General features: G+C 43.3%; 19 protein-coding genes, 1 pseudogene and 1 CRISPR repeat array. Of the genes and pseudogenes, 11 read left to right on the forward strand and 9 right to left on the reverse strand.

Going from position 1 to position 20,707, the window contains the following annotated elements; all coding sequences use genetic code 11:
- Positions 1-58 precede the first annotated feature (58 nt).
- From RMY16_RS13375 to RMY16_RS13390, 4 genes and pseudogenes are all read right to left on the reverse strand, one after another.
- A complete protein-coding gene (locus RMY16_RS13375; RefSeq protein WP_194047264.1) occupies positions 59-373 on the reverse strand; it encodes an RNA recognition motif domain-containing protein in 315 nt (104 codons plus the stop codon).
- A gap of 394 nt (positions 374-767) precedes the next feature.
- Positions 768-1,628, reverse strand: coding sequence for a 3'(2'),5'-bisphosphate nucleotidase CysQ (locus RMY16_RS13380; protein WP_322736771.1), 861 nt, complete (start codon positions 1,626-1,628; stop codon positions 768-770).
- 82 nt (positions 1,629-1,710) lie between these two features.
- Positions 1,711-2,568 carry a sugar kinase gene (locus tag RMY16_RS13385; RefSeq protein ID WP_322736772.1) on the reverse strand — a complete coding sequence of 286 codons (858 nt, stop codon included), beginning with the start codon at positions 2,566-2,568 and terminating at the stop codon, positions 1,711-1,713.
- A 126-nt stretch (positions 2,569-2,694) separates the two neighbouring features.
- Positions 2,695-3,228, reverse strand: a pseudogene (locus tag RMY16_RS13390) (PadR family transcriptional regulator); the annotation flags it as partial.
- A gap of 307 nt (positions 3,229-3,535) precedes the next feature.
- Between RMY16_RS13390 and RMY16_RS13395 the strand changes: the two are divergent.
- The 3 genes from RMY16_RS13395 to RMY16_RS13405 all read left to right on the forward strand — a co-directional run bounded on the left by RMY16_RS13395 (position 3,536) and on the right by RMY16_RS13405 (position 6,681).
- Positions 3,536-3,949, forward strand: coding sequence for a hypothetical protein (locus RMY16_RS13395; protein WP_322736773.1), 414 nt, complete (start codon positions 3,536-3,538; stop codon positions 3,947-3,949).
- A 354-nt stretch (positions 3,950-4,303) separates the two neighbouring features.
- On the forward strand, positions 4,304-5,278 hold the full coding sequence (locus RMY16_RS13400; RefSeq protein ID WP_322736774.1) for a DNA polymerase III subunit delta': 975 nt from the start codon (positions 4,304-4,306) through the stop codon (positions 5,276-5,278).
- Positions 5,279-5,487: 209 nt separating this feature from the next.
- The gene (locus RMY16_RS13405) at positions 5,488-6,681 is read left to right on the forward strand and encodes a Coenzyme F420 hydrogenase/dehydrogenase, beta subunit C-terminal domain (RefSeq protein ID WP_322736775.1); all 1,194 of its coding nucleotides are present in this window, start codon (positions 5,488-5,490) and stop codon (positions 6,679-6,681) included.
- 86 nt (positions 6,682-6,767) lie between these two features.
- Here RMY16_RS13405 and RMY16_RS13410 read toward each other — a convergent pair whose 3' ends face one another.
- Together RMY16_RS13410 and RMY16_RS13415 are read right to left on the reverse strand one after the other, a co-directional pair.
- Positions 6,768-7,127 carry a VOC family protein gene (locus RMY16_RS13410; protein WP_322668928.1) on the reverse strand — a complete coding sequence of 120 codons (360 nt, stop codon included), beginning with the start codon at positions 7,125-7,127 and terminating at the stop codon, positions 6,768-6,770.
- Between the two features lie 128 nt (positions 7,128-7,255).
- Positions 7,256-7,474: a sensor histidine kinase gene (locus tag RMY16_RS13415; RefSeq protein WP_322736776.1), complete on the reverse strand. Its 219-nt coding sequence runs from the start codon at positions 7,472-7,474 to the stop codon at positions 7,256-7,258.
- 84 nt (positions 7,475-7,558) lie between these two features.
- Here RMY16_RS13415 and ldpA point away from each other — a divergent pair, with 84 nt between their 5' ends.
- The 7 genes from ldpA (at position 7,559) to aroF (ending at position 14,626) form a co-directional block, all read left to right on the forward strand.
- On the forward strand, positions 7,559-8,719 hold the full coding sequence (gene ldpA, locus RMY16_RS13420) for a circadian clock protein LdpA (RefSeq protein WP_322736777.1): 1,161 nt from the start codon (positions 7,559-7,561) through the stop codon (positions 8,717-8,719).
- An 82-nt stretch (positions 8,720-8,801) separates the two neighbouring features.
- Positions 8,802-10,535 (forward strand): R3H domain-containing nucleic acid-binding protein, encoded by a 1,734-nt coding sequence (locus RMY16_RS13425; RefSeq protein ID WP_322736778.1) that lies wholly within the window; start codon positions 8,802-8,804, stop codon positions 10,533-10,535.
- A 450-nt stretch (positions 10,536-10,985) separates the two neighbouring features.
- Positions 10,986-11,165: a chlorophyll a/b-binding protein gene (locus tag RMY16_RS13430; protein ID WP_099103697.1), complete on the forward strand. Its 180-nt coding sequence runs from the start codon at positions 10,986-10,988 to the stop codon at positions 11,163-11,165.
- Between the two features lie 179 nt (positions 11,166-11,344).
- The gene (locus RMY16_RS13435) at positions 11,345-11,668 is read left to right on the forward strand and encodes a hypothetical protein (protein WP_194046858.1); all 324 of its coding nucleotides are present in this window, start codon (positions 11,345-11,347) and stop codon (positions 11,666-11,668) included.
- A 312-nt stretch (positions 11,669-11,980) separates the two neighbouring features.
- Positions 11,981-12,312: a CRISPR direct-repeat array (repeat unit 37 nt; unit sequence ATCGCAATCAACTAAAATCCCTATTAGGGATTGAAAC).
- 221 nt (positions 12,313-12,533) lie between these two features.
- Positions 12,534-12,803 carry a 30S ribosomal protein S15 gene (gene rpsO / locus RMY16_RS13440; protein WP_041565894.1) on the forward strand — a complete coding sequence of 90 codons (270 nt, stop codon included), beginning with the start codon at positions 12,534-12,536 and terminating at the stop codon, positions 12,801-12,803.
- An 11-nt stretch (positions 12,804-12,814) separates the two neighbouring features.
- On the forward strand, positions 12,815-13,285 hold the full coding sequence (locus RMY16_RS13445; RefSeq protein ID WP_322736779.1) for a PAM68 family protein: 471 nt from the start codon (positions 12,815-12,817) through the stop codon (positions 13,283-13,285).
- Positions 13,286-13,567: 282 nt separating this feature from the next.
- A complete protein-coding gene (aroF, locus tag RMY16_RS13450; protein WP_322736780.1) occupies positions 13,568-14,626 on the forward strand; it encodes a 3-deoxy-7-phosphoheptulonate synthase in 1,059 nt (352 codons plus the stop codon).
- A 450-nt stretch (positions 14,627-15,076) separates the two neighbouring features.
- Here the strand turns inward: aroF and RMY16_RS13455 are convergent, their stop codons facing one another.
- Positions 15,077-16,339, reverse strand: coding sequence for an HhoA/HhoB/HtrA family serine endopeptidase (locus RMY16_RS13455; RefSeq protein ID WP_322736781.1), 1,263 nt, complete (start codon positions 16,337-16,339; stop codon positions 15,077-15,079).
- Between the two features lie 319 nt (positions 16,340-16,658).
- On the opposite strand from RMY16_RS13455, the gene RMY16_RS13460 reads away from it, so the two are divergent.
- Positions 16,659-17,555 carry a phosphorylase gene (locus tag RMY16_RS13460; RefSeq protein WP_322736785.1) on the forward strand — a complete coding sequence of 299 codons (897 nt, stop codon included), beginning with the start codon at positions 16,659-16,661 and terminating at the stop codon, positions 17,553-17,555.
- 153 nt (positions 17,556-17,708) lie between these two features.
- On the opposite strand, the gene bioD is transcribed toward RMY16_RS13460, so the two are convergent.
- Both bioD and RMY16_RS13470 read right to left on the reverse strand, forming a co-directional pair.
- Positions 17,709-18,404 (reverse strand): dethiobiotin synthase, encoded by a 696-nt coding sequence (bioD, locus tag RMY16_RS13465; protein ID WP_322736782.1) that lies wholly within the window; start codon positions 18,402-18,404, stop codon positions 17,709-17,711.
- On the reverse strand, positions 18,404-20,113 hold the full coding sequence (locus tag RMY16_RS13470) for a protein kinase domain-containing protein (protein ID WP_322736786.1): 1,710 nt from the start codon (positions 20,111-20,113) through the stop codon (positions 18,404-18,406). Before RMY16_RS13470 ends, bioD begins: the two co-directional genes overlap by 1 nt.
- Positions 20,114-20,707: the final 594 nt, after the last annotated feature.

Genomic DNA, 20,707 nt, shown 5'->3' on the forward strand with positions numbered 1-20,707 from the left:
ATGGAGCCTTTGGCTTTATCTGCTGGAGACTCTAAATGTGAAATTTTCAGGAATCTACTTAGTAGCGATTATTGTTGCGGCGGGCATTATTACCGCCACCCCAGCTACCACGAGAGGAGTTACTTCTTTCCTCACGAGGTTTAGCTTTGTTCACTTTCAAATCACGTCCCATCCATTCAGCACCATCAAGTGCATCAATGGCAGCTTGTTCTTGTGTGTCTGATTCCATTTCCACAAAAGCGAACCCACGAGGCCGTCCTGTTTCCCGATCTGTGGGTAGTTGAACACGATTTACTGTTCCGTATTCTGCAAAAGCCTGCTTTAGGTCCTCTTCTGTAACCTGATAGGACAGGTTTCCGACGTAAATTGACATAGAAATCTCCGAATTCAGGGAGTGTAGAGAGTTAAATTCGGAGAGACGGTTTTTAGAAATCAAAACGAGTTACTCAACCGAAAATAATCTTTATGTCCATGAGTGTAGCACAGCATTCAGCCTTTGAATATTGTCTGGTAGTGAATTTTATTCACAAATCAAACCTTTAAGGACGGTTTGCAGACTTTCTAAAGACTGGCTTTTGTTGCTTGTACTATAAAAGTTACACTTTTAATCGGAAATCGTAATTAACTCGCGATCGCCCAGGTATTTAGTGTTTTGAAAATTAAGCTGTGGACTAAAGAGTAAAGATTATTATTGGTGGTAGTGCTAATCATACCATGATTAACTATCTTAAAAGAAATTTCAAAAACATTCATTCTCAAATGCATTATTAGCTATGGTCAAACTGCGCTAAAATCCCTTCTGCTTTGTTACACAATACTTCGTGATATTCAGCATTACTAGCTAGCAAACCTCCCCATTGATTGATATCACCAGTGTTATACTGCAACGGCGTGCCATCGAAATGAGTAAATTTGCCACCAGCTTCTGTTAAAATAAGCTCTGGGGCTGCTATATCCCAATCTTTGGGCGCAGACTTGCCGGAAAGGGAAATGTAGATATCTGCCTGTTGCTCGACAATGGTAGCGATTTTGCAGCCTACACTACCCACAGATTTCTGATTTTGACAGGGTAAGTTTTGTAGTAAATAATCTAAGCGTTGGTTGCGGTGAGAGCGACTAACGACTAAGGTTAAATCTTCAATTCGTTTGCCTGACGACACTTGTAAAGGAACAGATCCGTCACAAGTTTCTACAAATGTACCCCCGCCTTTGGTAGCGTAATACAACTTTTGAGCCTCTGGTACTGCCACCACTGCCAACACTGGGCGTGTTTCCTTGACTAAAGCAATGTGAACTGCATAGTCGCCAGTTTTTTCGATAAAATCTCGCGTGCCATCCAACGGGTCAATTATCCATACCCAAGAGGCAGAAGCCTGTCTACCACTACTTGACGATTGATAAGTTTCTTCGCTGATGTAAGCAAAATCTTCGTTACCCAAAGTTGCTTGTAGCCTCTGCAAAATGTATTGACTCACAGCTACATCAGCAACAGTGACAGGCTCATTCTGCTTATATTGAATTTCTAAGTTAGGGTCTTTTGCTGTGCCGTCGTAATACGATCGCAGTATATCTGCTGCGCCCCAACCTACCTCACGAGCGATCGCTAATATTTCTTGTAAATCTTTCATTAATTTGGCCTATCTAAAAATATGCATAACGTGATTAGGGACGGCACAGCGATACTTAGTTTAACTAATTACGAATTACGAATTATCTTAAATCCATCCAGCGCCGAGTACCAAAAAATTTACAGGAATCAGCAGCAATATTAGCTGCCAGTGTTAGTGCATCAGTAAAGCTTTCCCTTAAAATGTAATGACAGAAAGCACCGTGAAAAATATCTCCAGCCCCTAACGTATCAACTGCTTGAATCTGCGGCACATCTACGATACCAGTTTTAGTGCCACTCAAGTATTCAATTGGTTCTTGTCCGTGGGTAATGGCGATGTGAGGAATATGAAATCCACTGAGATAGCTAAATACATCTTCTCCAGTCTGGCAGTTGGGGGGATAAAAATTAGCTGAACAGATAGCATAATCCACAAACGGTAGAATTTGCTCAAATCCACGCTTCCAACTACCACCATCAATTACCACTGGGATATTATTGGCCTTAGCCATTTGGGCTATGGAATCACCAACCACCATCTGATGTCCATCAATCAGTACGATATCGACATTCTGCAAAATATCTGGCGGGATAGATGCGCTGCTAGCTTGAGTTTTCACAGCATTGATCGAAACCACAGCGCGTTCACCTGTGACTTGAGTGACAATAATCGAAGATACAGGCGGTACTAAATCAGTGCTAGGCTCAAGGTCTGCGATCGCAACTTTGTAATTTGCCAAGTCATCTCGAATTAGCTGCGTCATTGGGTGAGAACCTACTACACCTAAGACAGTAGCCTGATTTCCTAAATAATTAAAAGTTACAGCCGCATTTGTTGCTGGGCCCCCTGCCGCTATAGTATGGTCAGTAGCGACAATCTTCTGATTATTCTTGGGGGCAGAGTCAGCAAGATAAATCAAATCTAAAGTTGCTAAACCTACAAATAACCCACTATTCATCTGCTCTTTTGTTCAAAATTCAATTCTGAGTTCTGGCTCACTTCGACTCCTTTCGACTTCGCTCAAGGCAAGTCGCTCAGTGACTTCCTGACTCCTGAATTCTTTCTTGGAAAATGGATATGGCTCTTGGCGACTGATAACATCAATCGCTGTCTTCAACCAATTAATATAAGTCTCTTCTCTTCGGATTACCAACTCCAGCACCAGCCTTTGCATTACCTGCTTGCGGTTGGCAGATTCATCACCCAGCGATGGCAAATCGATGCTTTCACATTCAGCCAGCTTTTTGCTTCGAGCCACCAATTGTTGCTCCAGTAGGTGAATGATGGTTTCATTGGACAACTGATCTGCAAAATGCAATTGGACGAGTAAAGGTTCTCTGATAGTCGGTAAGGGCTGATGAATCCCTAGCCATCGGCTAAATTCGACTTTCCCTGGCTCCGTCACACTGTAGACTTTGCGGTTGGGGCGATCGTGTTGAATCTCAATGTTACAGGTAATCCAGCCTTGCTCAACTAGCTTATCGAGAGTTCTGTAAATTTGTGCCTGATCTGCTGGCCATAGATGGGCGATGCATTGATCAAAGCAGCTCGTTTTGAGGTCGTAGCCCGTCATTTCTTGCTGCTGAAGAAGACCTAAAATTACATTTGCTAGCGACATGAAGATGGTTTTCCCATAATTGATATTTTCTCGCTCGGTTCTACACTATGTATTTCTTATAATTTTATGTTAATATATGATTAATCAAATATAAGATATGACGTTTATAAAAGATATAGTTATTATAGTGCTTCTTAGCAGGGAAACCAAATACATAAAAAACTCTATTCACAAGGACATGGGGAAGAAGAAGGGAATAAGTTAAAAGTAACAGCGTACAGATTCCTATCACCTGTTACCTGTCACCCCAATCCTAATGAAATTATTTAAGCCATTGAAGACTATTGTAACAAGAGGATAAGTAACATTGACTTCTAACACACTTACCCAAAGAATACGTCAGCATCAATATCTGCGTGATTTACGAAACAAATTACTCCACCTTCATAAGATGTTGCTGGAGACAGAACGTATTGCCTACGAACAGATTAGTGGACGAGTATCAAGTGCAGAACTTCTTCAACTAGTCATTGCTCACGAACAATTTGCTTGGCTACATCGCATTTCTGAGATGGTTGTGCAAGTTGATGAAATGCTCCAAGCAGATGAACCGATATTGCTGGACGATTTCCAAAAATTGATTGCTGATGTCCGTACACTCATTGTACCGCTAGAGACTGGTAATACCTTTGAGAGAAAGTACTACAACGCTCTCCAGCGTGAACCTGGTGCTATTTTGGCACATGCGGATATATCCAAATTTCTCACGGCTAAGGTTTAATATCCCAAATTATTTGTAGTAGGGACGCACAGATCACTGGTGTCAACTTAAGCTAAAAGCCTTTTCAAATCTCGTTTCCAGCCCAGAGGCTGTAAACGAGACAAGGAGACAATATCTAAAAGCTGGTTCTAGGCTGGCTTTCACGTTAAGTTGACACCAATGGCGAGACGCCCACTCTACAAAAATCATCCCTTGATTCAGCAACGCCGCTTTTTTAACTGGAAGTCCCTAAAGGTAAGATATTTTTAGGCGATCGCTAATTTACCCAAACAGTGCTGAGTACAAAAGTAAGAATCCTCTCAGCATAGGGAAGCAAATGGAAAATAATAACTCCTTATTCTTAACTCCTAACTAATGACCAATGATCCATTTGCACCAGTTATCGGACAACAGCAAGCTATAGAATTACTTACTCAGGCTGTCAGACAAAACCGGGTTCCTCCAGCTTACTTATTTGTGGGGCCAGATGGTGTAGGCAGGAGTTTAGCAGCCAGGTGTTTTGTGGAATTGCTATTTTCTAGTGACATGGGAGTCACTGCATCTTTACAAAACCGTTTGCGTCAGGGGAACCACCCAGCTTTATTGTGGGTGCAACCAACGTACCAATACCAGGGACAACGATTAACAGCAGCAGAAGCAGCCGAAAAAGGACTAAAGCGTAAAGCACCGCCTGTAATTAGACTAGAGCAAATTCGGGAAATTACCGAGTTTTTAGGTCGTCCGCCTTTGGAAGCACCGAGAAATGTGGTAGTGCTAGAAGAAGCTCAAACAATGGCAGAAGCCGCAGCCAATGCTTTACTTAAAACTTTGGAAGAACCGGGACAAGCGACATTAATTTTAATTGCACCTACACCTGAGTCTGTGTTGCCGACTTTGGTATCACGCTGTCAACGCATTCCTTTTTATCGCTTAGATACACAGTCCTTGGCTGTTGTACTCACACAAATAGGTCATCAGGAAATTTTGTCAAATCAGGCAGTATTGAGCATAGCATCTGGTAGTGCTGGAAGTGCGATCGCATCTTATGAGCAATTACAAGCTATTCCTGATGAGTTACTCGAAGACTTGAAAAAAGCGCCTAAATCTTACCGTAATGCCTTAGAGTTAGCCAAAAAAATTGATAAGGATTTAGATACAGAAGCACAACTGTGGTTGGTTGATTATCTTCAGCAATTTTACTGGCAGCAGTGGCATCAACCTAGTATCATTAACCAGCTCGAACAATCTCGAAAACACTTGCGTTCTTACGCTCAACCACGGCTAGTTTGGGAATGTCTGCTTTTATCTGTGTATCAAAAATCAAATTCTATTTCTATTACTCATCGCTGAGTAAGATTGTATTTCTATAGTTCCTCATCAAAGTCTCAGTAGAATATTTAATTAGTTCGTAGCGAAATAAATTAGGCAAAACTCTGCATTACTTTGCGTCCCTCTGCGTTTCAAAACATTATAATGTCTTGTTCATCGTCTATCGTCAAGTTCATAGCGAGTGAAGGTATTGTAATAAAAGCGATTCCTGGATAAAACAAAAAGTTTATATGACCTCAGTTTCTCCTCACAAAAAAGCCAGAGCCTTAAAACCTACCAGCCGCCGCCCTGCAAAAGAACTCTGTAGCGAGTGCGGACTATGCGATACATATTATATTCACTATGTCAAGGAAGCTTGCGCTTTTATTAATCAGCAAATAGGCGAACTAGAAGTTGAAACACACACGCGATCGCGCCATCTCGAAAACCCTGATGAACTCTACTTTGGTGTTCATCAAGACATGATAGCTGCGAAGAAACAGCAGGCGATCGAAGGCGCACAATGGACGGGTATTGTGAGCAGCATTGCCATCGAAATGCTTAATCGCGGCTTAGTTGAAGGTGTCGTCTGCGTGCAAAACACCAAAGAAGACCGCTTTCAACCCATGCCAGTCATCGCCCGTACCCCAGAAGAAATACTAGCAGCGCGGGTAAATAAACCAACACTTTCTCCGAACCTTTCCATATTAGAACAGGTGGAAAAATCGGGAATGAAACGGCTGTTGGTAATTGGTGTTGGTTGCCAAATCCAGGCATTACGAGCCGTAGAAAAACAACTTGGTTTAGAAAAGCTGTATGTTTTGGGTACGCCTTGCGTAGATAACGTTAACCGCGCTGGATTGCAAAAATTCTTAGAAACCACCAGCCGCTCGCCTGACACAGTTGTGCATTACGAATTCATGCAAGACTTCCGGGTTCACTTCAAACATGAAGATGGCTCATCAGAAACAGTGCCTTTCTTTGGCTTGAAGACCAACAAACTCAAAGATGTCTTTGCCCCATCCTGTATGAGTTGCTTTGATTACGTCAACTCTTTAGCCGACTTAGTTGTTGGTTACATGGGCGCACCCTTCGGTTGGCAATGGATTGTAGTTAGAAATGACACTGGTAAGGAAATGCTGGATTTAGTGAAAGACCAGTTAGATACCCAACCAGTAACGTCTAAAGGCAACCGGAAAGAAGCTGTACAACAAAGCATTCCCGCTTACGATAAAGGCGTTACCCTACCGATGTGGGCAGCAAAACTGATGGGTGTGGTAATCGAAAAAATCGGCCCCAAAGGTCTAGAATATGCGCGATTTTCCATTGATTCTCACTTTACCCGGAACTATTTGTATGTGAAGCGTAATCATCCAGAGAAATTAGACGCACACGTTCCAGAGTTTGCCAAGCGTATTGTTGGGCAATATAAATTACCAGAATAGAAGAGGCAGGGGGCAGAGGAGCAGAGGGGCAGAGGGGCAGAGGGGAAAGACTTACTGCTGCTTCTCCTCTGCTCTCCTGCTCCCCCTCATTGCTGACTCAACTCGATAATATTCCCATCAGGATCTTGAGTGAAGAGGGCAGGGCGACCGGAGGCGCTGGCTTGAATGGGATAATTATGATTGAGAAATTCCTGTTTGGCGGCGTCTAAGTCAGCGACTGTGAAGGCAACGTGGGGATTACGTCCCCATTTTTCGTTTGGGTTTTCCGTGGGGACAGTGGTTGCAACTATTAGGTGAATTTGATAGTCACCGACTTGATACCATGCACCAGGGTAGTTTAGAGAACGATCTATTTTGGATAATCCCAATACTTTGCCATAAAAATGTTCCGAGCGTTCTAAGTCAGTCACAAGAATCGCTGTATGGAGACTTTGGGTAATCTGCATTGTCGGTAAGATGCGATCGCGTTTATTTAAATTTTGGCGTAGTTTGAACTCTTTCGGTGAGTGAGAAAGACAAGAGGAGAAGAATTAATAACCAACGCCTAATGACAAATGACAAAGGACAAATACCATCACAAATTCAAAGGCCGCTGAACTGTAAATGTTATCCAGCCCTGAGAGCTGGTAACTTCAATTCTGCCTTGGACATATTCTACTAACTTCTTAACCAATGTTAAACCTAATCCTGTGCTGCTCTGTTGCCAGCGTTCCCGTTTCGGGTTGCCGTAGGCATCGCTTTCAAGAATCCGGTAGAACGACTCAAAAATTCGATGACAAGCTTGTATGCCCAATTCGATAAACCCTAAATCAGCAAATTCGGACTTTTTCTCGATCGCAGACTACTATTTTTAGTCGCATAAACGCATAATAGAATAGTGACTGATCTGTTCGTACCTTTACAATCTCTCAAACAAGGTGACTGGTTCAAGCTGATCTGCGGAGCCAGTTTCCAGCATTTGCCGGCAGTCAGAAGTTTAACGTTAGCCTATACTTTGGCGGGCGCTGACTGCATAGATGTTGCAGCTGATCCAGCAGTAATTGCAGCAGCGCAGTCAGGGCTACAAGCAGCCAAATCTCTGGCTAAGGATGCCCAAAAGCGAGGCTTTGACTACAAAGGCAATTTACCCTTTTTGATGGTCAGCCTAAACGATGGAGAAGACCCCCATTTTCGCAAAGCAGAATTTAATCCTCATGAGTGTCCTACAGACTGCCCTAGACCCTGTGAACGGATTTGTCCGGCACAAGCGATTGTGTTTGACAATCCAAAAGAAGACTTTTCGGGAGTAATATCGCAAAAGTGCTATGGCTGCGGTCGTTGTATACCAGTTTGTCCATACGATATAATTAATACAAGTTCATATATGTCAACGCCGGGAGCGATCGCGCCATTGGTAATGTCAACGGGAGTAGATGCCGTAGAAATCCATACGAAAGTCGGGCGTTTGGCAGAATTTGAGCAATTATGGCAGGCAATTTCACCGTGGGGCGATGAATTAAAAGTACTAGCTATCAGCTGTCCCGATGGCGAGGGGATGACTGACTACTTAAGAGCAATATATGACCTGATTGCCCCACTCAAGAGTGCTTTAATTTGGCAAACCGACGGCCGTCCGATGAGTGGTGATATTGGCGATGGCACCACAATAGCTGCGGTGAAATTAGGGCAAAAAGTTTTGGCAGCTAAGTTACCGGGATATGTGCAGTTAGCAGGCGGCACAAATAAGTATACCATTGCTAAGTTAAAGGCAATGAAACTGTTAAACAGTGCTGAGTTCCGAGTTATGAGTGCTGATAAAGACTGTATTACTCAGCACTCAGCACCCAGCACTCAGCACTCCCACATCGCCGGGGTCGCCTACGGTAGCTACGCCCGCGTACTACTGTCACCAATTCTCGAACAGTTAGAGAATAAGGAGGTAAGTAACACCAATGTGAAGGCGACTATTCGCCTAGAAGAAGATGAAGTATTACTTTGGCAAGCTGTAGAACTTGCCTATTCTCTCGTTTCCCAGATCAAGTCACAGCAGGAGGGTTAATCGCTCGTTCGGAAAATTCCCAGAGCGGGTTCTCCTGCATGCAAATGTCCTCGCTATCTCTAAAAACGTCACCATAGAACGCATGACGATTACAGACGATCTCCAAAAGTTATTAGACATTTTGCCCCAAGACCTGCAACAAGTACTAGAGAGTCATCCCAAACGAGATAGTTTAGTAGAAGTGGTCTTGGATTTGGGTCGTCGCCCAGAGGCTCGCTTTCCTAATCAAGCTGAGTATTTGAGCGAAGTACCCGTTACTCAAGAACAAATAGATGATTGCATTCAACGAGTCGGAATCTTTGGCGGAGATAATCGGGCAGGAATTGAGCAAACTTTGCATCGGATCAGCGCCATTCGCAACCGCACTGGTAAGATTATTGGCTTGACCTGTCGCGTTGGTCGAGCCGTATTCGGAACCATTGGCATGATCCGCGATTTGGTAGAAACTGGTAAATCGATTCTCATGCTGGGGCGTCCAGGCGTGGGCAAAACTACCGCCTTACGGGAAATAGCCCGTGTTTTAGCGGACGATCTGCATAAGCGAGTGGTGATTATTGACACCTCCAATGAAATCGCTGGGGATGGTGATGTTGCTCACCCCGCCATTGGTCGCGCTCGACGGATGCAAGTGGCTCATCCAAACGAACAGCATCAGGTGATGATTGAGGCAGTGGAAAACCACATGCCAGAAGTCATTGTCATTGATGAAATTGGCACGGAACTGGAAGCTTTAGCGGCTCGTACCATTGCAGAACGGGGCGTACAGTTGGTAGGTACTGCCCACGGAAATCAGATCGAAAACCTGATTAAAAACCCCACCTTGGCTGATTTAGTTGGGGGTATCCAAGCTGTGACATTGGGAGACGATGAAGCCAGACGGCGAGGCTCTCAAAAGACTGTTTTGGAGCGGAAAGCCCCGCCTACCTTTGAGATTGCGGTAGAAATGTTAGAACGCCAACGCTGGACAGTACACGAAAGTGTTGCTGACACCGTAGATAATCTCTTGCGGGGGCGTCAACCTACCCCACAAACGAGAACCGTTGATGACCACGGCAAAATTGCGGTTACACGTCAGTTAGCTGTTGTCAACGGTCGTGGTGGACAGCTAGGAACAGTAGAAGATTCTTTCCCACCGGCGCGACCGTCTAATGGTTGGCGTTCATCTGGACAAATGGTTGCACTACCCCAATTGCCTGTAGAACGGGTAACTGGGCGCAGTGAGTTTGACCGTTTGCTGGATGAATCCTTCAATTATTCTGAAAGCATTGATTTTGATGCTGCTACAAGAGTGCCAGGGCCCAATGGTGAAGATTTGCCATTGCACGTTTACCCCTATGGCGTTAGCCGTCACCAACTGGAACAGGTGATTAGCGTGCTAACTTTGCCCGTAGTATTGACAAAAGATATAGATAGTGCTGATGCAATTTTAGCACTGCGATCGCACGTCAAAAACCACGCTAAATTGCGCCAAATGGCCAAAGCCCGTCATGTACCCATCCACGTAATTAAGTCCAGCACCATTCCCCAAATTACCCGTGGTTTGCGGCGGTTGCTGAATATCGACGATCCAGAGATGGCGGATGATAGAGAACTACAATTGTTTTTGCACAATGGTAGCGATGATGAGATGGATGCTCTTGAAGAAGCTAGACTTGCCGTTGAGCAAATTGTGATTCCTAAAGGACAGCCAGTCGAGTTATTGCCGCGTTCTCCCCAAGTCCGCAAAATGCAACATGAGTTGGTAGAACATTATCGCCTCAAGTCGCATAGTTTTGGCGAAGAACCAAATAGAAGATTACGGATTTATCCGGCGTAACTTTAATAACTCTACCAAAAAGTTTACTTACGATGTACACACAAGCCTTTGTCAAGGTAATTTACGGTTAGTCTTGTACGATAGCCCCTGAGATACCTCACCCTGTCCTATCCTTAGTCAGGATAGGACAGGGTGAGGTTTTGGAGGACTTTTGGGTAATCGGATAACTTATGTGTACAGCGTAACCTTTTAGGAGAAAAGTTTATGGATTTGGAAAGCGCTTTAACTATCAAAAATCGCCAAAATTATTATCTATACTCAAGCTAATAGTCCAATTTTCTCGCACTAATTCGCTGTTATCATCAACATTACGCAGCGTCTCATAGACAAAGAATTCGTAAAGAGTGAGTAAGCCCTAATTCACTCAATCTTGCATTTTTTTAAACATCTGTTACATTACTTTACAGACAGTTATAACTGCTACAACACTTGAATTTTGGAGTTATGCTCATGTCAGATTTTAAGAATTCTGCGTCTATTGTTTCAGAAGATCCTAATGCTGTGCGTTTTGGCTTCACTCCTCAGAGTGAAAATTGGAATGGTCGTCTTGCAATGATTGGTTTTGTCTCTGCAATTTTAATTGAAGCTTTTTCTGGTCAAGGGCTACTCCATTTCTGGGGTATCCTCTAAATTGGCGATTGTAGGGTAGTACAGCAGTTCTACCCTGCAAAATTCTCTATATTCTACGCCAGTCATTCGTTTCTAACATCTGGCGGCTATTGCCATTGGTGCAAAATATCAGATTTTTCCGGTTAAGCCAAAATATAAGTGAATAATTACTTTACATTGAATATGTATAGCTAAAACTCATGGAACTACCCCAACGCGTATCAGTCCGCTACAAAGACGCGTCCTTCAACACCAATGAAATCCGCTTGAGAACTTTTCGGCTTGGGTTGCAAATATGGGATGAACAAACTAAACCCAGAAAAACAGAGCTTTATCAGTTTATATCGTCTTGCTTAAAACAAGTTGACCGCCAAGATCGTTTTATGTTTTCTCTGTTGTTCATAGAATTAACAGACCTCATTCGCAACTCTTCTCTGGAAAGAGGAACAAAAGAGGTTCTGATTAAAACAGCTTTTAGAGAATTTGCTTATGCAATAACAGATTTTGAAGACGTTGCCAAATAAGGTTAGTTATGGAAATGCTGGAATTGCGTAGGCGTAAGCATCACCCGAAAGTCAGCGAACCTAATCGAGTAAGATATCTATGAAGTAAACAGAAACAGCTTTCCAATCGGATTAGTTTTTTCGCTAAATGCGCGGATGGGTAGGTGTTGGGGAAGGGGGAACACAAAAATGCCTGAATTGCCCTATATGCAAGGATTTGATGGCTATAGCATCTTGAAACCATCCGCGCACCTTATGTAGACTGACTTTCAGCTATTTACAGTTAGCACGATTGCCACTATTGCTAACAGGCTAATAGATGTTAATGCTTTTATCGCAATCAACTAAAATCCCTATTAGGGATTGAAACATATACACGAAGAAAACTAGTAGATTGTCGGGAACCAAGAATCGCAATCAACTAAAATCCCTATTAGGGATTGAAACTTTAGTTGTTTCAGTGTCGATGTCACTCTTTACAAGTATCGCAATCAACTAAAATCCCTATTAGGGATTGAAACTTTCCTAGCAGTCAGTTTGAAAATTTTTAATGAATCGCAATCAACTAAAATCCCTATTAGGGATTGAAACTTCAAAGTCCTTTACAAAAGTTAATTCAAATGCTTGAATCGCAATCAACTAAAATCCCTATTAGGCATTGAAACTTTTCTTCTATCGTCTTGATGCGATCGCCTGATGGTGCAATACGATCGCAATCAATATCCCTATCAGGTATTGGAACGAAGTATACCGAGAACTAGCCTCGGAAAATAGTATTAAAAATTACAAAAATTACTTCAACGGTCATTCCACATCCAGCTTGAGGGCTGTGATATTATAGGAGACTGCTGCATACATTTTAGAAAAACAAGAAACCGAATCGACCATGGCCCTCACGCAACTGCGGAAACAAGAAATAATCTCCAACTACCAAGTTCACGAAACTGACACTGGCTCGGCCGATGTCCAAGTCGCTATGCTAACTGAGCGCATTAACCGCCTCAGCGAACATCTCCAGGCAAATAAAAAAGACCATTCTTCCCGGCGGGGACTGTTAAAGCTAATCGGTCAGCGCAAGCGTCTTCTAGCTTATATATCGCAAGAAAGCCGGGAAAAATATCAAGCTTTGATTGCTCGTCTCGGTATTCGTGGATAGGACTACCGCTTATGTCTGCTGAAGAATCTGAACGCAGTCGTTTGCCTTTTGAACCGAACAAAAAGCGCCAAAAACCCGCAAAAGCTCAAAGTAAACCAGCAGCACAGCCCCAAGAATCCGTCAAAAAGGCTGATAAAAAAGTGGTTTACACCAAACAAGAGATGGCAATTCCCCAAGTAGTCAGCCAACGAATGATCCGACGGGTAGCTGGGTTATCGGGTATACCAACAGCTTTGGGCATTAGCGCCTTGGTTGCTAGCTATCTGCTTGCTGCCTACTCCGATATCCGACTACCTCCGATCGCCGTGTTATTGGTGAACATGGGATTATTTGGTTTGGGGGTTTTAGGGATAACTTATGGCGTTCTCTCTGCCTCTTGGGATGAAGAAAAAGTCGGAAGTTTTCTGGGTTTGGGTGAGTTCAACACCAATTTGGGACGAATGGTGGCAGCTTGGCGCGAAACTCGGCAAAAAAACTTATAATGAACGGCGCTCAGGTATTAAGTAACTGTGATATTGGGTAAATAAAAAAGTGAATGTTGAAGTTGAAATTTTATCACTTCAACATTGCTAATTAAAATTATCCAATCCTTTTTATACCCCATATCTAGTTATTTAGCAGTAAAAATGCTGACTGAGCGCTACATTTTGTCTATTTATTTTGTAAACAAATTTTATTTTTAACTATTTGTAATTAGGCTAATAGGCAACAATAAAGTTAGCCTATTTACAGAAAATTTTACTCAATTAATCAGGGACTTTCAGATGATTATAGTAATGAAAAGTGGTTCCCCAGAGGCGGAAATAAACCGCATTGATGAGGAACTTAGTAGCTGGGGGCTAACTCCAGAAAAAATTGTAGGTCAACACAAAGTAGTTATTGGTCTAGTAGGTGAAACCGCCAGCTTAGATCCGTTACAAATTCAGGAACTTAGTCCCTGGATTGAGCAAGTGTTACGGGTAGAGCAGCCTTACAAACGAGCTAGCCGTCAGTACCGTCACGGCGAAGCTTCGGATGTGGTGGTTAATACTCCCAGTGGAGCGGTGGTATTTGGCGAACACCAGCCTTTGGTAGTTGTTGCTGGGCCCTGCTCTGTAGAAAATGAAGAAATGATTGTGGAGACGGCGCGGCGCGTCAAGGCAGCTGGAGCCGCATTTTTGCGCGGAGGGGCATACAAACCCCGGACTTCACCTTATGCCTTCCAAGGACACGGCGAGAGTGCTTTGGATTTATTGGCGAGAGCGCGGGAAGCCAGCGGACTAGGTATTATTACAGAAGTGATGGATGCCGTAGACCTGGATAAAATTGCCGAAGTTGCTGACGTGATTCAGGTGGGGGCAAGAAATATGCAGAATTTCTCCTTGCTCAAAAAAGTCGGAGCGCAGCCGAAACCTGTTCTGTTGAAACGGGGAATGGCAGCTACTATTGAAGATTGGTTGATGGCAGCCGAGTATATTCTGGCATCTGGTAATCCTAATGTAATTTTGTGTGAAAGAGGAATACGCACCTTTGACCGTCAGTATACGCGAAATACACTGGATTTATCAGTAGTGCCCGTGTTGCGAAAACTGACTCACCTGCCAATTATGATTGACCCCAGTCATGGCGTAGGTTGGTCTGAATTTGTGCCTTCAATGGCAATGGCTGCGATCGCAGCTGGCACAGATTCCCTGATGATAGAGGTTCACCCTAATCCTGCCAAAGCTTTATCCGATGGGCCCCAATCTTTAACACCAGATCGTTTCGATAACTTGATGCAAGAATTGGCAGTAATTGGTAAAGCGGTGGGACGCTGGCAGCAACCAGCTGTGGCTCTAGCTTGAAATTCAGTTGCAACTTATTGCTAGGCATAAATAAATTAAAGTTTGTAGTCAGGACTTTAGTACTGATAAATCCGAAGAAGCGATAAATCGCTCACTACAAACTAGGATTTTTTTGTATGTTTAATTATGCCTACCTATTTATTGTAAAAATGAAATTGTGCCCCTTTAGAAATATTCTAAAGGGGGTTTTTAAACACTAACTAAAGCTATGGAAAAAAAATGTGCAATCAATATTGATGGCAGTATTTTTTACAATTGTAAGACTTTTTATCTATATAAATAGCGAGCAGGTATCCAGCGGCGACCATGATTTGTTTGCACCCAAGTTTGTGGCAGTGCTTACCTGGCTGCAATATGGTTACTGCAACTCAATTTTGCCACTATAAAAAAAGGGACGGGTAAAACACCCATCCCAGAAAATTCACTTTCATTCAATTGATAGCAAAACTTTTATTGCACTTGAGTGGGGAAAGCACCAGGTTGCACAGCGATGTTAATACTCTGCCCATTGCGACGTAATTCCATACGTAAATCGCTTCCGACTTGGCTATTTTCTACTGCCCTTTGGACACTGCTGGCATCTGTGACTGATTGACCTGCAAGCGTTTGGATCACATCACCAGCACGTATCCCTGCTTTAGCAGCTGGTGAATTTGGTATAACTTTTACAACTAATACACCTTTATCTTCATTTACATTCAAACCGCTATTGGGATCTGAGTTGATATTTTGTTTTAGTTGAGGTGTTAACCCTACCATCTGAATTCCCAAGTAAGGATGTTCTACTTTGCCTGTAGCTATTAGTTGACTGGAAATGCGTTGTGCTGTGTTGATAGGAATAGCAAAGCCTAATCCTTGTGCCCCTTGAATAATGGCTGTATTCATGGCAATTACCTGGCCACGGGAATTTAGCAGGGGGCCGCCGGAGTTACCAGGGTTAATTGCTGCGTCGGTTTGAATATACTCTACTCGCCTATCGGGAGCGCCGATTTGATTACTACTACGTCCAGTGGCACTAATGATTCCGGTAGTTACTGTATTATCTAGTCCAAGGGGGTTGCCGATCGCGATCGCCCATTCTCCCGCTTGCAGTTGATCTGAGTTACCTAAAGCTACTGAAGGTAGATTCTCTGCTTGAACTTTGATAACAGCGACATCGGTTAATTCATCTTTTCCTAACACCTTACCTTGCAAGGTGCGCCCATCCTTGAGTGTTACTGTCACCGTATCAGCGCCATCTACTACATGGGCGTTAGTGAGAATCCGACCATCGGCACTGATGATAAAACCTGAACCAGTACCCCGTTCTACCCTTTCTCCTGATTGTGGCAATTGGGAACCAAAAAAGCGGCGAAAAAACGGATCGTTAAATTCATCTGGTATCTGGGTTCTGACGGTTCGGGAAGAGTTAATCCGCACTACTGCTGGCCCGACCCTTTGCACTACCTGTGTCACAAAGTTAGGATCTGTAGCTGCTGGCAATGGAGCAGCAGCATTTACTCGACTAACTGCCAAATTAGATGCACTCTCAGACACCTGCCGAGAGTGTGCAGCCATATAGCCGCCTGCCAATGTCATACCTGATCCCAGCAGCACCAGCGATAGAGAGGCAGCAGCCTTTTTCCAGGGTGCTTGATTACGGTATTTGGCATCAGCAGTGTTATGTAAAATGCTATTTGATGGGTGTTCTCTGTTGCGAGATTCGTTTTGCATTGCTGTCTGGAAGGATATTTAGATGTATTACTAATGTAGATATTATTTGTGACAGTTTTGTTGCGAAGGTATTGCATTGTTGTGAAAGCTTTGGTATTTTATTGCACCGTATTGGAATATAGTCATTCGTAGAGACGTACATCGCTGCGTACTCTTTACCAAACTTAGTGCTGAGTGCTAAGTGCTGAGTGCTGAGTAAATTAAGAATTACTCAGTATTTATGTACTTGGGTTTGAGCAAGTCCCCTTGTGGGCGGTCTTTAAACTCAGAACTCAGCACTTGGAACTCAGCACTCTTCATCATGCCTGAAGGAATAAAAATGGTACAGGGGAAAATCTTACTTAAACCTGGCACTTTATGCACAAGTGTTAAAGAACGAACTGAATATGCTTTGCAATGCGGGGCGCTACTCTCGATTCCGACAGAATTTGAATTTGTTGAACAGGATGGCGTGCGCTTCTTGGTACGGATTTTGTCTAACCTGAATCGCAAAAAAGCAGCTAAGAAGAAACAGGAAAAACAATCTACTACTGCTGGTGAAGAGTTTAATCCTTTTTTGCCCTACGAAGAGGATTTATTTGTGGCGGATATCTCCGATACCCATGTATGTATTTTAAATAAATTCAATGTTGTAGATTATCATCTGCTAATCATCACTCGTAGTTTCGAGGAACAGGAAAGCTTACTCACCCTAGAAGATTTTACGGCTATGTGGGCGTGTTTAGCTGATTTCGATGGTTTAGCATTTTACAACAGTAGCAAAACCGCAGGTGCTAGTCAGCGACACAAGCATTTACAAATAGTACCCCTACCACTTGCCTCTTCAGGGCTGCAAATACCAATTGAAGCTTTGCTAACATCAGCACAATTTGAAAACTCGAACGCAGCTTCAGCAAAACTTCCTTTTATACATGCTTTCGCACCATTAAATTCTAATTGGGTGCGATCGCCATTAGCAGGGGCCCAAGCAACACTGGAAATTTATCGCACTTTGCGTCACGCTGTAGGTTTAGATGCAAAGCAATCTGGTGCTTACAATCTGCTAGCGACAAGAGAATGGATGTTAATCGTACCGCGATCGCAAGAGCATTTCCAATCTATCTCTGTGAATTCATTAGGATTCGCTGGTGCGCTGCTGGTGCGAAACGCAGCAGAAATGGAGATTCTCAAAACCCAAGGGCCGATGACTATCCTCAAAAATGTTGCTATATCCTAATTGAGTTCGTGGGATATACAGCAGTTTTCAAGTAGATAAGGTACAAAATGCAAGACTTAAAATCAGCTATAAAAAAAAGTTTTACTCTCTTCCTCTGCCCCCCTGCTCCCCTGCACCCCTGCACCCCTGCACCCCTGTCCCCCTTCGGTAATGTCAATTTAAATCATTCTCAAGTGTTAGTGTTTCCCAATCTAAATCTGATGCTATTTGAGCAAGTTTATCTAAATCAGTCAGGTTATCTAGATAGGGTAAGCAGCCTAAAACTGGCGTGTTAGTGAGTGATTGAATCAATTGATATGGTGTCCAGTCGGCTATTTCTGCATCCGTTCGGGGTTGTACGCAGTTCAGAACAATGCCTTTGAGATTGACGCACAATTGTCTAGCTAATGCTACATTCGCCACTGCTTGAGCGATCGCACCCAACCTCACTGGTACTACCAATACCGTTGGTAAGCGCCATTCCCCCGCTAAATCAGCTACCGTTAATTCCTCAGTTATTGGCGAACCTAACCCTCCCAAGGCTTCTACAAGGACAAAATCACGCTGCGATCGCAATTTAGATAAAGCTTGCCACACTAGTGCTAAATCTACTCGGCGATTTTCCCGTGCTGCTGCTATGGGAGGAGCCAGAGGTGCTTGAAAGTATAAAGGTGTAATTTCTTCAGCAGATTGTTCTAGCGCGAATAGCTTTTGATACCACTCGCGATCGCCAACGCCCGATTGAATCGGTTTCATGATTCCCCAGCGACGCTGCGGGTAATATTTTTGCCAATAAGCTGCTAATGCTGTTGTTAAAACAGTTTTACCAGCTTCTGTATCAGTTCCAGTAATTAGTAGTGTGTTTAACATTAATTTCTTTGGCCAGAAAATGGTTGGGTTTCATCAGCCGGCGGCAAAGTTGGCGCTTCAGTAATCGTCGGAATTGGCAAGGGTGTTTCTGTGGGAAGTGGCAAGGGTGTTTCTGTGGGAATTGGCAAGGGTGTTTCTGTGGGAATTGGTAAGGGTGTCTCTGTAGGAATTGGCAAGGGTGTCTCTGTGGGAATTGGGTTGACTGGTTTTTCTAATGCAACATTGAGATTGTAATTGCTTTCAGTAACTCCTGAAAGCAGAGTTAACTCAATAGTATATCTACCAGTAACCAACAATGTGCCTTGATAAAATGTGACTTGTTGGGCAGTACTATCAATTGGTTGTCCATTGGGACTTAAGACTGTCAGCAGAATGCTGCTTCCTGGGTCAATAAACGTGTTTAATTTAGCACCTTCTCGCCCAAAAAAGCTGTACTGAATGATTTGATTTGCTTTGAGAGTACCTTCAACCGTGGTTGGGTTAGATGTTGTCAGGTTGAGGCGCTTAGTAGATATAACAGGTTGATTAGTAGGTGTGAGTGTCGGTGTTGGTGTTGGTGTTGGCGTCGGTGTGAATGTAGTACCGCCAGCAATTACTGGTGAAGGGAAATTTTGTGGAAGCGTCTCATCTGATATTTTTGACTGACTGCGGATAGAACTTACTAGTGCCCAAGAACCAAATCCTGCTACGATCACTACACCAATGGCAATTGCGGCGATCGCTAACGGATTATCCAAGATTGAGCTGGTGGAACTTGGTGGAATCACAGGATCGGGTTTCTGGGGCGAAGCTGCTGGTGCTACTAAGTCAGGACGGCGACTAACTGCCATTGTTTGCAAGTTAGACACATTCACATTTGGAAGATTGACTTCGTGTAAAGGTTGTAGTGCTTGAGATACACTAACAGCAGTTTGATAGCGATCGCTCGGTATATGATTCAACATTCGATTCAACACTACAGCAAATCGCGGGTTCACTTTTACCCACCGCTGCCAATTCCAAGTTAGCTGGTTTTGATCGAATAGATCCTTTGGTTCTTTACCAGTCAGCAAAACAATCGCGCTCACCGCTAATGCATACAAATCACTACTAGGATAAGCTCCCCCTGTTTGCATTTGTTCGCTGGGAGAGTAACCTAATTTTCCTACGGTGGTTTCTGGTATGGGACTATCTGGCGATTGTAAACGCGTTGCCAGTTCCTTCACCACCCCAAAGTCAATTAACACAGGTTTAGCGTCACTATCTCGCAAAATAATATTTTCTGGCGAGATATCTCGATGAATAATTCCTCTACTGTGAATATGCTCTAAAACAGGCAACAACAACTCTATCAGCTGCAATACTTCAGCCTCTGTGAAAGTTTTACCCACAGCTTGACGTTCAGCCAGCAGAGTGCGGTACGTCTGACCTGCAACGTAGTCCTCCACCAAAAATAAGCGTTGGTCTTGCTCAAATCTTTCCCGGAATTTCGGCACTTGCGGGTGTTCGATTTGATATAAAATGGCAGCTTCTCGGTGAAAAAGCTCTTGTGCCCTCTCCCAATCCAAAGCCGACCTTGCTGTTGAATTCAATTCCTTGATCGCGCAAAGTTCGTTAAAGCGCCTCTGGTCTTCTGCCAGATAGGTTCTACCAAATCCTCCTTGTCCGAGAATTTGAATTATGCGGTAACGGTTCTGCAAGACAGTGCCAACTGTAATCGGTGGTTGCATGATCGGTTGATTGAGTGTATTAGCAACTGAGGAGGAAGTCACCCACAAAGATGAAGTCAAGAGGCGACGGACAGTTACCTGCGGCAATATTCTACTATACCCAACAAGTACACTCCCACCAGAGCAAGGTTGTTTCCTAGTCCATAACTTCAGAGTCCCCAATCCTCAATTCAATTTTTATTCCTGGGAAAACGATAGATTTTGAAATATGTAAAATTAACTTGAGAATCCAGCTTATATAAATAACTCATCTGTTTCTCAATCAATCCTTTAGGAAATAAATGGTCACGATTCACTACGCTCAAAACTATATCGGCATTATTGTTAATTTTTCAATTTTTTTGCAAAATTTTCCTTAGTAATGCCCTTTATTAAAGGATTTCCTAAATCCATTCCATTCAGAGTTATACCAAGTTGTGATAGATAGTATTATTTGCTTGAAAGCTAGTCCAGCAGAGCTTAGACGCTAAAGAATACTAACTTTGGCAACTTGGTATTACAGTGTCACCGTAGTATCTAAATAATCTTGGGTTGCCAAATCAATACTTCTCGCTTTGTGCATTTTTAACTCGGAATCGGGTTTGGGGTAAAGGG

It is taken from the genome of Nostoc sp. DedQUE12b, assembly GCF_034530835.1.
Taxonomy (GTDB): Bacteria; Cyanobacteriota; Cyanobacteriia; order Cyanobacteriales; family Nostocaceae; genus Nostoc.